16 protein-coding genes are annotated in these 12,885 nt (G+C 65.7%); 8 read left to right on the top strand and 8 right to left on the bottom strand.

What is annotated here, in order from left to right:
• Positions 1–7 precede the first annotated feature (7 nt).
• The 3 genes from PA6_RS02320 to PA6_RS02310 all read left to right on the top strand — a co-directional run bounded on the left by PA6_RS02320 (position 8) and on the right by PA6_RS02310 (position 3,981).
• The gene (locus PA6_RS02320) at positions 8–1,705 is read left to right on the top strand and encodes a serine/threonine-protein kinase (RefSeq protein WP_021699259.1); all 1,698 of its coding nucleotides are present in this window, start codon (positions 8–10) and stop codon (positions 1,703–1,705) included.
• Positions 1,706–1,716: 11 nt separating this feature from the next.
• A complete protein-coding gene (locus PA6_RS02315) occupies positions 1,717–2,574 on the top strand; it encodes an FHA domain-containing protein (protein WP_021699258.1) in 858 nt (285 codons plus the stop codon).
• A gap of 96 nt (positions 2,575–2,670) precedes the next feature.
• The gene (locus tag PA6_RS02310; protein ID WP_021699257.1) at positions 2,671–3,981 is read left to right on the top strand and encodes a phospholipase C/P1 nuclease family protein; all 1,311 of its coding nucleotides are present in this window, start codon (positions 2,671–2,673) and stop codon (positions 3,979–3,981) included.
• On the opposite strand, the gene PA6_RS02305 is transcribed toward PA6_RS02310, so the two are convergent.
• The 6 genes from PA6_RS02305 to PA6_RS02280 all read right to left on the bottom strand — a co-directional run bounded on the left by PA6_RS02305 (position 3,978) and on the right by PA6_RS02280 (position 7,840).
• A complete protein-coding gene (locus PA6_RS02305; RefSeq protein WP_021699256.1) occupies positions 3,978–4,823 on the bottom strand; it encodes a substrate-binding periplasmic protein in 846 nt (281 codons plus the stop codon). The two genes, PA6_RS02310 and PA6_RS02305, sit on opposite strands and share 4 nt — an antisense overlap.
• Positions 4,824–4,903: 80 nt before the next feature.
• On the bottom strand, positions 4,904–5,224 hold the full coding sequence (locus PA6_RS02300) for a DUF2025 family protein (protein ID WP_021699255.1): 321 nt from the start codon (positions 5,222–5,224) through the stop codon (positions 4,904–4,906).
• Between the two features lie 496 nt (positions 5,225–5,720).
• Positions 5,721–5,909: a hypothetical protein gene (locus PA6_RS02295; RefSeq protein ID WP_021699254.1), complete on the bottom strand. Its 189-nt coding sequence runs from the start codon at positions 5,907–5,909 to the stop codon at positions 5,721–5,723.
• Positions 5,910–5,917: 8 nt separating this feature from the next.
• Entirely contained in the window at positions 5,918–6,619 is a 702-nt protein-coding gene (locus PA6_RS02290) for a YebC/PmpR family DNA-binding transcriptional regulator (RefSeq protein WP_021699253.1), read from the bottom strand.
• Positions 6,620–6,740: 121 nt separating this feature from the next.
• Positions 6,741–7,103, bottom strand: a complete 363-nt coding sequence (locus tag PA6_RS02285; protein ID WP_021699252.1) for a hypothetical protein — start codon at positions 7,101–7,103, stop codon at positions 6,741–6,743.
• Positions 7,104–7,246: 143 nt separating this feature from the next.
• Entirely contained in the window at positions 7,247–7,840 is a 594-nt protein-coding gene (locus PA6_RS02280) for a hypothetical protein (protein ID WP_021699251.1), read from the bottom strand.
• Between the two features lie 228 nt (positions 7,841–8,068).
• On the opposite strand from PA6_RS02280, the gene PA6_RS02275 reads away from it, so the two are divergent.
• Positions 8,069–8,485, top strand: a complete 417-nt coding sequence (locus tag PA6_RS02275) for an HPF/RaiA family ribosome-associated protein (protein WP_021699250.1) — start codon at positions 8,069–8,071, stop codon at positions 8,483–8,485.
• Positions 8,486–8,540: 55 nt separating this feature from the next.
• Here the strand turns inward: PA6_RS02275 and PA6_RS02270 are convergent, their stop codons facing one another.
• Entirely contained in the window at positions 8,541–8,822 is a 282-nt protein-coding gene (locus PA6_RS02270; RefSeq protein ID WP_021699249.1) for a peptidylprolyl isomerase, read from the bottom strand.
• Positions 8,823–8,994: 172 nt separating this feature from the next.
• Here PA6_RS02270 and PA6_RS02265 point away from each other — a divergent pair, with 172 nt between their 5' ends.
• From PA6_RS02265 to PA6_RS02250, 4 genes are all read left to right on the top strand, one after another.
• A complete protein-coding gene (locus PA6_RS02265) occupies positions 8,995–9,840 on the top strand; it encodes a hypothetical protein (RefSeq protein ID WP_021699248.1) in 846 nt (281 codons plus the stop codon).
• A 168-nt stretch (positions 9,841–10,008) separates the two neighbouring features.
• Positions 10,009–10,266, top strand: a complete 258-nt coding sequence (locus tag PA6_RS02260; protein ID WP_021699247.1) for a hypothetical protein — start codon at positions 10,009–10,011, stop codon at positions 10,264–10,266.
• Positions 10,253–11,437 carry an NnrS family protein gene (locus PA6_RS02255; protein WP_043216174.1) on the top strand — a complete coding sequence of 395 codons (1,185 nt, stop codon included), beginning with the start codon at positions 10,253–10,255 and terminating at the stop codon, positions 11,435–11,437. Before PA6_RS02260 ends, PA6_RS02255 begins: the two co-directional genes overlap by 14 nt.
• A 147-nt stretch (positions 11,438–11,584) precedes the next feature.
• Entirely contained in the window at positions 11,585–12,040 is a 456-nt protein-coding gene (locus PA6_RS02250; RefSeq protein WP_021699245.1) for a hypothetical protein, read from the top strand.
• Here PA6_RS02250 and PA6_RS02245 read toward each other — a convergent pair.
• Positions 12,024–12,851: a class I SAM-dependent methyltransferase gene (locus tag PA6_RS02245; RefSeq protein WP_021699244.1), complete on the bottom strand. Its 828-nt coding sequence runs from the start codon at positions 12,849–12,851 to the stop codon at positions 12,024–12,026. The genes PA6_RS02250 and PA6_RS02245 overlap by 17 nt on opposite strands.
• Positions 12,852–12,885 lie beyond the last annotated feature (34 nt).

Below are 12,885 nucleotides of genomic sequence, written 5' to 3'. Positions count from 1 at the left end.
CACATCCATGAGCACCACTCTGCTTGAAATCCCCGGCTACCGGGTTCACGGCCAGCTGGGCAAGGGCGGCATGGCCGAGGTATTCCTGGCCACCCAGGAGTCATTGAGCCGCAAGGTGGCGATCAAGGTGCTGCGCAGCGCCGAAGACGAGACCTTCAGCCAGCGCTTCATCAAGGAAGCGCACATCGTCGCCTCGCTCAACCACCCGTCGATCATCACCATCTATGACATCGACCGCCTGGCCGACGGCCGCTACTACCTGGCGATGGAGTTCCTCCCCGGCGGCGACCTGGCGCGGCACAAGGGCGAGCTTTTCGCCCCCGAGCGCGCCCTGCAGATCGTGCGCCAGGTCGCCAGCGGCCTGGCCGTGGTGCATGACAAGGGCCTGGTGCATCGCGACGTGAAGCCGGCCAATGTGCTGTTCCGTGGCGATGGCACTGCGGTACTCACCGACTTCGGCGTGGCCAAGGACCTGGACATCGACAGCGAGCTGACCCAGTTCGGCGTGGCCGTCGGCAGCCCGGCCTACAGCAGCCCCGAGCAAGCCCAGTGCCAGCCGCTGGATGCGCGCAGCGACATCTACAGCCTGGGTGTGATCCTGCTAGAGATGCTCACCGGCAGCAATCCGTTCCGCGGCGGCAACTACACCCAGACCGTGGTCAACCATGTGCAGATGGAGCCGCCGCTGCCGGACAGCCTCGGCGCCTTCCGCAGCGTGCTGGCGCGTATGCTGGCGAAGAAGCCGGACGAGCGCTTCGTCGACTGCCGTGCGCTGCTTGCCGCGCTGGACGAGGTGGAGCTGAGCGATCTGGAAGAGACCCAGATCCGTCCGGCGCTGGCGCTGCCCGAACCTGCCGCGCCGGTTGCAGCGCCCGTGCCGCGCCAGCGTCGCTCGGCCATGCCGCTGCTGGTGGTGCTCAGCGTGCTGGTGCTGATCGGCACCCTGACGTCCGCCGGCTTGTACATTCAGCAGCAGCGGCAGATCGAGGCGCTGCTGCTCCAGGCCGAGCAGCGCTTCGCCGCCGGCCAGTTGATCGAGCCGGAGCAGGACAGCGCCGAGCATTACTTCAACCAGATCCTCGCCATCGATGACGACAGCAGCGAGGCGCTGGCCGGCCTGCAACGCATTCGCGAGGCGCGCATCAAGGTCTTTACCGACCTGGCCGAGCAGCGCCTGGCCGACGGTCTGCTGACCGAGCCGAGCGAAGACAACGCCGACTTCTATTACCGCCAGGCCCTGGCCATCGACCCGCAGCACCCTGGCGCCCTCGAAGGGCTGAACAGGGTGCTGCAGGCGCGCATTGCCCGCTACCTGGCGCTGGCCGAGCAGAGCATCGCCGACAAGCGCCTGCTGCTGCCCGAGGAGGACAGCGCGGTGTACTACTACCGGCAGATCCTCGGCTGGTCGCCGGACAACGCCGAGGCCCTGGCCGGCCTCAATCGCGTGGCCCTGCTGTACCGTGACCTGGCCAATGCCGCCTATCGGCGCAGCGACTTCCCGGCCGCCCTGGCCATGATCGAGCGCGGCCTGCAGGCCGAGCCGCAGAACCCGGAACTGCTGCAGATGCAGGGCGAACACCAGCAGCTGCTGGCCGACGCCCGGGCCGCCAATGCCCGCGCCGCCGCCGATCGCGCCGCGCGCGAGGAGCGCGAACGCAGCAGCAATCCGATCAAACGTGCCTGGAACAACATCTTCGGTCAGTAGGACCCGCACCCATGCTCAAGCTGCATTTCAAGGACAGTCGCCAGGCCCCCATCTGGCTGGTCGAGGAACGTTTCACCCTGGGCCAGGACAAGCGCAACAACCTGATCCTGGCCGATGCGGGGATCAGCGCTTTTCACGCCGAGATTCGCCAGGACAACGGCCTCTACTACATCAGCGACTGCGACAGCGAGCTGGGCACCTTCGTCAACGACGAGCGCATCGCCAGCCGTTACCAGCTGCGTTCGGGCGACTGTCTGCGCCTGGGCGAGGTGGAGTTGCAGCTGACCGACTCGGGCAAGGCCGCACCGCGCGCCGAAGCCGGCCAGCGCTGGTTCCTCCAGGTGATCCAGGGCGAGCACGAGGGCAAGAAGTTCCATGTCAGCGGCTCGATGACCTTCGGTCGTTCGGTCAAGTGCGAGCTGTGCTTCAGCGACGCCCAGCTGTCGCGCCGCCACTGCGAGTTCTTCCTGCGCGACGAGGTGCTGGAGGTCAAGGACCTGGCATCGGCCAATGGCGTGCAGGTCAACGGCGAGAAAACCGCTGCGGCAGTGCTCAAGCCCGGTGATCAGGTGCGCATGGGCTCGGTGGTGCTGCTGGTGATCGGGCCCAAGGTCGAGGCCCAGGAGGAGGCGGCGGACGAGAACGAGGACGCCACCGTGTTCGTGCGTGCCGTCGACCTGCCCAAGCCGCAGGCCAAACCCAGGCCGGCCAGCGGCGCGGCGCCGACGGTCAATCCGTTGCGCGCGGCGGCTCAGGCCCAGGCTGCTCCGGCACCCGCGGCCAAACCCGCGGGCTCTGCCCTGGGCATCGGCCTGGCGCTCGCGGTGCTATTGGTGATTGCCGGAGCCGCGGCCGCCTTCCTGCTCTGATGCCTGATCGGTGAGTGCCGCTGGCGTAGCCCGACAGTGCCTCGGGCGGCTGCCGAGGTTAGCCTTGCCCGTCTAGCCTCACGCATCGGAGTAGCCGTGAAGTCACTCGTTCTGCTGTCCTGTGCCGGCCTGCTGGCCAGCCTGTCCACGCACGCCCTGGCCTGGTCCAACCATTCGCTGGGCAGCCTGCTGGCCCTGCGCGAGGAGTCCGCGCTGCGCCAGGAGGTACAGGTGGAGCCGCTGGAGGCCTTCCTCGCCGACCAGGCGCCTGCCATCGAGCGACTGCTGGACGAGCAGGAGCGCTATGCCCGTGAGCACTTTTCCTACTACCCGGCGCGCCCGGACGAGCTGCGCTGGCAGGCTGCTGGTGAGGGCGATCGGCGCGCCGCGTTCCTCCAGGCCCTGCGCATCAACCCGCAGATCAAGCTGGCCAGCTTCATCCAGCAACTGCCGGGGCAGGAGGGCGGCGGCCGTTCGCTGCTCAAGGGCGAAGACGTATTGGTGTTCCACAAGGTCGGCCCCTGGACGCACTGGCGCTACCTGGCGCTGCGCGACGGCGAGCGGGTGGAGGCGCTGCAGGTGCTGGCCAGCGCGGCGGACGAGCCGGACTACGGCCATGACATCAACCTGTTCAGCGACAATCCGGGGGATACCGGGCAGCGCTACAACTTCGGCCCGCAGCCGTTCGGCGATGCGCGCTTCGAGTATTCCTCGCAGGCGCCGTTCCACATTGGCTACTACCACGAGTCGGCGCTGATCTTTGCCGCCGCGCCCTACCTGGGGCAGACGCTGCCGCACTGGCGTGTCTATCAGTACAGCGGCCTGGCCCGCCTGGCCTTTGCCAGCGGCCATCCCTACTGGGGCTATCGTTTCCTCGGCTGGGCCATGCACTACCTGCAGGACCTCACCCAGCCGTATCACGCCAGCGTGCTGCCGGGCGTGGGTACCAGCGGCATGGTGCTGATCGCGGCCAAGGCCGAGGCGGGGTACCCGGAAGATCGCGAAGCCGCTATCCAGCGCGTGGCCGACCGCCACACCGCCATCGAGCAGTATCAGTTCGATCGCATGCAGGCGCTGATCCTCGCGGGCGAGCTAGACCATCCGCTGCTGGCGGCTTATGGCGAACGGCAACAGGACGCTGACTATCCGCCCTTCGACGTGGACTACGCGGCCCAGGTGGTGGCGGCCGAGTCGCATGCCCGCGCCGATCCGTTCGATGCGCTGATCGGCGAGTGGATGGCACGGGTCGCGACGCACAAGGTTGCGGCGGGCAAGGGCTTCAGCGAGAGCAACCAGCTACAGCCGGTCATGCCCGATCCGGCGCTGGAGCAGCTGCTGGTCGAGCTGTTCCGCCACTTCGGCGCGCACAGTCGCAACGCCCTGAAAGGCACCTTGCCGGCCAACTAGGGGTGATACCACAGCTCGCGCCGTTGCAACGGCGTGTGCGGTGGCAGCAGCGGGTTGTCGAGTTCGATGATGCGCCGCTGGTCCAGCCTGGCGCGCCGGAGGTCGTCGGCGTGGTGTTGCTGGAACAGGCGGTCGAAGGAGCCGTCTGCCAGCGCCAGTTCCAGCCCCTGGCGCACCGTGTCCGCCAGTTGCGGCTTCTGTGGCGAGAAGAAGAAATACAGCGCGGTGGGGTAGTGCAGGACCAGGTGGCGGTCCAGTGTCAGGTCGTCGATGTGCATGTGCTGCAACTCGGCGTTGGCTTCCAGCACGGCTCTCGGAAAGTAGTCGAAGCGCTCGGCGCGCAGCATCAGGAACAGGCTGTCATAGCTGGAGCTGGTTTCCACCGGCAGGCCCTGGTGCCGCAGGATGGCGGTGTCCGGCCAGTCGTGGCCTTGGCCGGCGCGCAGCCGGCGCAGGTCTTCGAGCGTGTGCACATCGCGCAGCAGCTGCGCCCGATCAGCGCGTAGCAGGGCGATGCGCCAGCCATACAGGCCCTTGTCCAGGGGGATGCGCACCGGCAGCAGGCGCTGCTCGCGCTCGATGCTGGTCATGGTCCACACCACGTCCACTGCCTCGCCGCGCTCCAGGCTGAGCAGGGCGCGCTGTTGCTCCATGTGGTAGTCCGATGGCTCCAGGCGCAGGTCACTGGCGGCCTTGTCCAGCGCCAGCTGCAACAGGGCCAGTGGGTAGAGTGGGCGGAATTCGTCGCCGGCCGGCGCGCGGGGGTAACGCATGACATCGTCCGCGGCCAGGACTGGCGAGGCGATCAGTAGCAGGGCCAGCAGCAGGTGCCGCGGGAACATCGATGGCAATCCTTTCCATTCGGTAGGGATGCGCGCAGACGCATCAGGTTGGTGCGCGCATTATGCCAGTCGTGTCGTCCTCAGGTCTTGCGCCGCTCGGCAATGATCTCCGGCAGGTCGTGGCGCTTCAGGTACAGGCGCAGGGGCTCGGTGATGTTCAGGCGCTCGTCGATGCGCTGCTCCAGAAGCAGGCCCAGACGCTCGCGGCTAAGGGTCATCAGGGCGCCTTTGAGGGGCTGCCAGACGAATTCGGCACAGGGCTGGATACTGTCTTCGGTGACGTCCAGGCCGAAGGAGTCCTCACTGAAACGGACGATATGGTGGCCGCTTTTGGCGTTGTAGCCGACCAGGCCCTGCAGGGCGTCGGCGGCGGCGCAGATGGTGGATGAAGTGGTGCTCATGCAAACCTCCGTTGATGGCTGGGTCTGCACGCAGGGCGCTGTCGTTATGTTTTGCCGGCGATCCTAGAGCATGGCGGCGGGGCCGTCTTGCTCTGGATCAAGGTGGCGGGTGGGCACCCGGCGATGCCGGGTGCGAGTGGCTTAGGCATTCGGCGCATGGCTGCCCAGCAGGGTATTGCCGGACTTCCTGTTGCGCTTGGCCATGCGTTTTTCTTCGGCAGTTTCAGGGGCTTCTTCTTCGCCTCCTTGTGTCGGTCCAGACCTTTGCTCATGGTGCATTCCTCCGGAAATGGCGAGTCGTTAGCAACGGCAGTTCTCGTCGGTCATCACCACCTCCCAGGCTGAGCCAGCCTGCGCTGTACATTAATTGCAGCATAGCCCCGTTCGGCGGCGCAGGCGCGGCAATACAGGCCGGCGCAGCAGTGGGCCAGATCGGCGGTATCGGGGGGGCTCGAGGGCGTGCCAGCAGCAGGCGGCCGCGCGATGGTCAGTCGGGTTATGGGGTGTTCAGGCGCTGCAGTTCGCGGCGCACCATGGCGGCGAATTCGGGCGGGGTCAGCTGGTACAGCTCGGCGGCCACCCAGTCCAACCAGCGCGCGCCGAGGCTGGCGCGCTGATCCAGCAGGCGCCGGGCTTCGGCCTCGGCGCGTGCGGCGTGCTGTTGGTGGAACTGGCTGCGGCTCACGCGCGGCGTCAGCCGCTCAGGCCGACGTAGACGTTCTGTACGTCGTCGTGGTTGTCGAGCGCTTCGAGGAAGGCTTCGACTTCTTCCAGCTGCTCGGGCGTCAGGTTGCTGACCGGGTTCTTCGGCATGTAGCCGATCTTCGCCGAGTTGACGGTGAAACCCTGTTCCGGCAGGGCCTTGCACACGGCGTCGAGGTCGGTCAGGTCGGTGACGAACAGGGTGTTGCCTTCATCGGACGGCTCGAAGTCCTGGGCGCCGGCTTCGATGGCGGCCAGCTCCGGATCGGCACCGGTGTCGGAGGAGGCTTCGATCATGCCGACATGGTTGAAGTCCCAGCTCACCGAGCCGGCGGCGCCCATCTGGCCCTTGCGGAACAGCACGCGGATCTCGGCCACGGTGCGGTTCACGTTGTCGGTCAGGCACTCGACGATCACCGGCACCTGGTGCGGGGCGAAGCCCTCGTACTGGGTGCGTTCGTAGTTGACTACCTCGCCGGAGAGGCCGGCGCCTTTCTTGATCGCCCGCTCCAGGGTGTCCTTGGGCATCGAAGCCTTCTTGGCCGCATGCACGGCCACACGCAGCTTGGCGTTGGTGTCCGGGTCAGCACCGTTGCGCGCGGCGACCATGATTTCCTTGACCAGACGGCCGAAGATCTTGCCTCTGGCGTTGGCTGCTGCTTCTTTGGGTTTGGCTTTCCACTGGGCGCCCATGGGGTGTTCTCGCAGGCTGAGGGGGACGGCGCCCCGCAGGGCGGGGCGAATTCAGGAGGCAGATTCTAACGGGTTGCTTCGGCCTCGGCATCCCGCCGATGGCCCGCCGTGGCAATGCGCCTCAGCTGACCACGACGCTCATCGTGAAGATCGGCAGATAGGCGGCACCGACCAGCATTGCCAGCGCCAGCCATACCAGCAGCGTGGCCAGGCTCAGCAGCAGGCCGACCCAGCGCTGGCGTACGCAGAGCCAGACGACCAGCCAGACCAGGTTGTGAATCAGCAGGCTGCGCAGGAGCAGCAGCACGCCGTCGGGATTCTCCATCACCCAGCGGGTGGGCCCCGGCAGATCGGCGCCGAAGGCGGCGAACAGATCGTTGAACGCCGGCAATGCCGTCCAGAACCCCAGGCCGATGACGCAGGCGGCGCTAAACGCCAGCAGGGAGAGGATGATCTTGATAAGCGAGCGGGGTTGGCGATCCATGCGAGGTAATCCTGACAGCGGGGTGCGTGGAGCCCCCGCAGGAGGGGCGCTCTGGGCTGGCGAGTACCGCCGAAATGCCGGTGCTAGTGGCTGAACTGGCGGATGCCGATCAATAGGCGTCCGCCCTTATTGTCGTTTCTGATTCAGGCCGGTACGCCAAGGATCAGCAGGGTGGCGATGCTGCCCAGATAGAGGCACCAGAACAGCACGCCGGCGACGATGAAGCCGATGTTGGCTCCCGACATCTGTGCATTGCCGCTGCCTTGCGGGTCCTGGCTGGCCAGGTTGGCCTGGCGCTGGATGCTGATCATCGGCAGCAGAATGCACAGCTGCAGCAGCATCAGGAACACGTCGAGCAGTACCGGCAGCTCCTCGATGCGTGAACTCACCTGGCCGAGCACCGCGCTGCCGACGGCCACTACCACGTAGAGCGTGGCCGGGCCGGAGCCCAGCAGAGGCTTGCCCTGCTGGCGCAGTTGCTCGTCGATCAGGCCGGACAGGCTGTGCATGTAGAAGATGGAAAAGATCGAGCGCCACACCGGCATGATCTTCTTCGGCAGCATGCGGCTGCGCTGGCTGTCCCACTGCTTGTAGCCCCAGTAGAGGATGTACAGGCCCATGGTGGCGATGAACAGGATGCTCATCTTGCGAATGGAGGTGGTGAAGAAGTGACCCTCGGCGCCGGCCAGTGGGGCGTCGACGAGTTGTGCTTGCGGGGTGCGGTAGAGGTTTTCCATCAGCCTTCCTTGGTGTTGAACGAGCCCGCGCGGGCATCCATCTGGCCCATGCTAGGTGCCAGCCGGCGAGAAAGTCCAGAGCTGGCGCGAGGCGGTCGTTACGCGCGTGACCCAGGTCAGCAAAGAGTGTTTCCTGGTGCAACAGAGTGCCCCATGGGCCGCCGAATGGCGTAGGCTGAAGTCGTCGCTCAGTGCGACGCATGGTTGAAGTTGAATAAGGAAGGCTTTATGCAAATCCAGGTTCACAGTGATAACCATATCGACGGCAGCGCCCGTCTCGCCAGCTGGGTCAGCGCTACCCTCGGCAGCCAACTGGAGCGCTACGACGAGGAACTGACTCGCGTCGTCGTGCATTTCAACGACGAGAACGGCAGCAAGGCCGGTGCCCAGGACAAGCGCTGCCAGATCGAGGTGCGGCCCAAGGGGTTGCAGCCGCTGTCCGTGACCCACAAGGCCGAGTCCTTGGAGTTTGCCCTCGATGGCGCCATCGAGAAGCTCGGGCATGCACTCGATCACCAGCTCGGCAAGCTGCGCAACAAGCGTGGACCGAGCCACCGCGATGGCGTCGAGGCAGGTGATGCCGCCGCCCAGGACCAACTGCTGGAAGAGGATTTCCTGGCCGAGCAGCAACTGCGCAACGCCTGATTTCCGCACCATGAAAAACGCCGGCATTCGCCGGCGTTTTTATTTGTCCGCAGGATCAGTCCTGGCGGCTGGTGACTTCCACCAGGTGGTAGCCGAACTGGGTCTTCACCGGACCCTGGACTACGCCGACCGGAGCGCTGAATACCACCTGATCGAATTCGCGAACCATCTGGCCGGGGCCGAAGGAGCCGAGGTTGCCGCCGTCGCGGCTGGACGGGCAGCTGGAGTTGTCCTTGGCCACCTGGGCGAAGTCGGCGCCGGCTTCGATGGCGGCTTTCAGTTCGTTGCACTTGGCTTCGCTGGAAACCAGGATGTGGCGGGCGCTGGCGCGGGGCATGGGGTGTCCTCCTGTTGAATAGGCGGCAGAGCCTAACGCAAAGTGTGGCGATATGGCAGATCGGCGGTGTTTACAGCGGGTGTTTACCTTTGAATTGGGGGATGGGCGGGTCTCTGGCCTAGTTGTATAGTCGCGACCCCCCTGTGATAGCTCCCTTTTTCAAGGACTGAAAATGCTCGCTCGTAGTCTATTAATCCTATCCGCGCTGGCCATGCTTGTTGCGGGCTGTTCCTCTTCCGCCAGTCGTGCGCTACAGACCGTATCCCCACCCGTCGGCAGTAAAGTTGCGCTGATGGTCGACTTCGATCAGCACAGTCACACCGTATGGATTGGCAATGCTTTCATGCACGAGAACATCAAAACGGCCAAGCAGCCGGGATGGAATCTAGTCGACAAGCTCGGCAAGCCGCTCCTATCGAGCCTGGCCAGTGATGCTGGGCGCTATCAGGTTCGCCCGATAGCAGGCCTTGGGCTGGCGATGAAGCGCCAATTGCAGGGCGGTAGCGTTGAGGGCTACATCACATTGCCCAGAGCCATGACCAACCCGACCATGCTGGCATTTGCGAGCCCCTCGCTGGAGGACAACCTGCGACAGGCATTCGGCCTCGAATACGACGCACTGAAAGCGGCAGGCTATCAATATCTGGTTTTGCTGCGTCAGTTGCCGATGGTTGCTGATGAGGATTCCAAGGAGGGCTCCGATCGGCGCATTCTCAACACTTATGGCTACTACTTGAAGTGCGATCGAACCTATCAAGAGTGCGAGGTGCCGAGAGCGCTGCTGCGCGGACAGGTCGAGTTGGTCGACCTCTCGAGAATGCAGTATGTCGGCGCCTATGGTTTCAGCATGAACGTCCCGGTACCGCTTGATGCAGGTGAGGATGGGGTCTCCAGCCCTGAGGCCATGCGCCTGATCGACGCGCACCTGCAGGCGTTGAGCTTGGAGATACAGACGTTCCTCAAGGAAAAAGGACTGCTCTCCGAGGGGGATAAGCAGGGGGCGGCTCTGTCTATCTAGCGTTGTTATTTACACAACTTGCTGTCTTTATGACCTTAGAGTGTTGGTTGTCGTTAAGACAATATCTTCCTATGTTGTTGATCTATAACAAATAAATTTTGGCATGCTTCCTGATGGTGCTTGAGCGAGAGGGGGCTTCCCTCTGTGTTAGTTCAAGGAGATGCCGCCATGATCGAGTACCTGAGCTGTCCGAAGAACCTTCTGCGGGTATCCACCCAATTGCTGCTGGCTGGGCTGGCCCTGCTGCTGGTCGGCGTCGTGGTCGCTTACGGCCTGGACAGCCGGCTGAGCATCGGTACCCAGGTGGCGGCGCATTCGGCGGTGATTCTCGGCCCCAGTCTGCTGAAGATCGGTTATGTGATGCGGTTGCTGGCCCAGCACCTGCAACGCAAGGCTGGCTGGGAGCGTTGCTGTGCAAGTGCTTGAGCGCAGCCAGGCCCTGGCCATCGCGCCGCTCTGGCGTCTGGGCTTTCGTCCGTTCTTTCTCGGCGGGGCGCTGTTCGCCCTGTTGGCCATGGCCGCCTGGGTGGCGGCACTGAATGGCTGGCTGGCCCCGCAGCCGCTCGGTGGCTGGCTGGCCTGGCACCGCCACGAGATGCCGTTCGGCTTCGGCCTGGCGATCATTGCCGGCTTCTTGCTCACCGCCGTGCAGACCTGGACCGGCCTGCCCAGCCTCTCCGGTCGACCGCTGATGGCGTTGTTCGGCCTGTGGCTGGCGGGGCGCCTGGCCTGGTTCCTGCCCGTGCCGCTGGCTGCGCTGGCGGCGCTCGAACTGGCCTTCGCCCTGGCCCTGCTGCTGGCCTTCGGTCGGCTGATCCTGCGGTCCCGGCAATGGCATAACGCTCCGGTCGTGCTGGTGCTGGCGCTACTCGGTGCCTGCCAGGCGTTGAACCTGTATGGCCTGCAGCTGGTCGACGATAACCTGCAGCGGCGCGGCGTGCTGGCCGCGCTGTGGCTGGTGGCGGCGCTGATGGCGATCATCGGCGGGCGGGTGATTCCCTTCTTCACCGCACGCGGGCTGGGGCTGGCCAGCCAGGCGCCGGCGCGGCCCTGGCTGATGTGGAGTCTGCTGGGCTGCTCGTTGGCGATAGCCGCGACCATTGCCGCTGGCCTTGGCCAACTGCCCAGCCCCTGGCTGGCGCCGCTGTTCCTCGCCGTGGCTGTGCTGCACGGCTTGCGCTTGTGGCATTGGCGGGCACGCGGCATCTGGCGCGTGCCGCTGCTGTGGTCGCTGCACCTGGCCTATGCCTGGCTGGCCATCGCCGCGCTTGGCATGGGCGCCTGGCACCTGGGCTGGCTGACGCAGTCGAGCCTGGCCAGCCATGCGCTGGCGGTCGGGGCGATGGGCGGGCTGATCCTGGCCATGCTGGCGCGGGTCAGCCTCGGCCATACCGGACGGCCGCTGCTGCCGCCGCCGGCGATGAGCTGGGCCTTCGCCCTGCTGCAGCTGGCGGCCCTGAGTCGGGTCGCGCTGGCAGCCTTTGCGGTCAGTGGCCTGTGGCTGGCGGCGCTGTGCTGGTGCCTGGCCTTCGGTCTGTTCCTGCGCCACTATGCGGCGATGTTCTGGACGGCGCGGGTCGACGGGCATCCGGGCTGATGGGTGGCAAGGCCTTGCCCCGAGCGGCAAGGTCGTTCCGCTGGCTGAGGTTGCCGATACGGCGACAGCCCAGCAGGCATGGGCTTTTCGGCAAGGTGGCGCGCATTCTGCTTATGACCCTGAAACGGACTTTCGCAGGGCACCGCCATGACCACCATCAACACCAGCTCGCCGCTGGCCAGCTACCTCGCCAGCGCCGGCAAGGCCACCACTGCAACCACTGCCAGCAGCCAGGAGAAACCGGCCGAGAGCAGCAAGGACCCGATTGCCGAGCTGCGCAGCCTGGCCCGGCAGATGGTGGCGCGTAGCGAGGGCGGGCTGCTGCGCGCGCTCAATGGCGGTGGCAGCCTGCAGCCGAGCATCAGCCAGAGCCTGTCGGGCAACAAGGTCGGTGAGTCGGGGGCGAAGATCGAGTTGCCCGACGTGGCCGCCATGGACCGAGACGACGCGGCCAAGCTGCTGGTACAGGTCGACAAGCTGATCGACGCGGGCCTCGGTGACAGCAGCAGCTTCGTCGGCTTCAATGCCGGCCAGCAGACCGACTCGCTGGCCACCTACCGCGACTGGCTGCAGGCCAGGGGCGGCGTCAGCATCTACGTTTGATCGCCTGCAGCGTGTAGCTCAGCGGCACGCGCTCGCGTCCGCTGCACAGCCGCCACTCGCCGTCCGCGCCAAGCGCCATCTGCCCGGGCAGGGCTTCCCAGGGAATGCTGTCGTGCTCTTCCAGCGCGCTGATCTGCATGCCGTGGCGCAGCAGGGCGGTAATGATTTCGCCCAGTCCGTGGTTCCACTCATGGGTGATAATGGCGCTCAGTAGCTGGTCCGTCTCCACGTAGGTGTGTTCGTCCTGCCATACCGTGGGCTCGGTGTGCTCGAAGTAGGGGAAGCCGATCACCAGTTGGTCCTCGCAGTCCTCGTCCAGGGCGAACAGCAGCGGATGCCCCTCGCGCAGGAACAGACGCCCGCCGGGCTTGAGCAGGGCCGCCACGTTGCGCGCCCAGCCGTCGATGCGCGGCAGCCAGTTGAGTGCGCCGATGCCGGTGTAGACCAGATCGAAGCTCTCCGTCGGCAGCACGCTGGCGGCGTCATACACCGAGGCTTCGACATAGTCGATGGCCGCGCCGCAGCGCTCGGCCAGGCGGCGTGCCTGGGCCAGCGAGGCGGGCGAGAAGTCCAGGCCGCATACTCGCGCGCCCAGGCGCGCCAGCGACAGGGTGTCGGTGCCGATATGGCATTGCAGGTGTACGGCGCGCAGCCCGGCGATATCGCCCAGGCGCGGCAGATCGAAGCGCACCACCTCGAAGAGATGCTCCGGTTGGCTGACGAATTGCTCGACCTGATAGTCCGGCGAGGCGGCATGCAGGTCGGCGCGCTCGTTCCAGTTGGCGCGGTTCACGTCGAACGATTCGTTCATGGCGGCACTCCTTTGCTCGGCTGGCCGACGGTAG

It is taken from the genome of Aquipseudomonas alcaligenes NBRC 14159 (assembly GCF_000467105.1).
Lineage (GTDB): Bacteria > Pseudomonadota > Gammaproteobacteria > Pseudomonadales > Pseudomonadaceae > Aquipseudomonas > Aquipseudomonas alcaligenes.
This window is presented reverse-complemented; position numbering and strand designations above follow the sequence as displayed.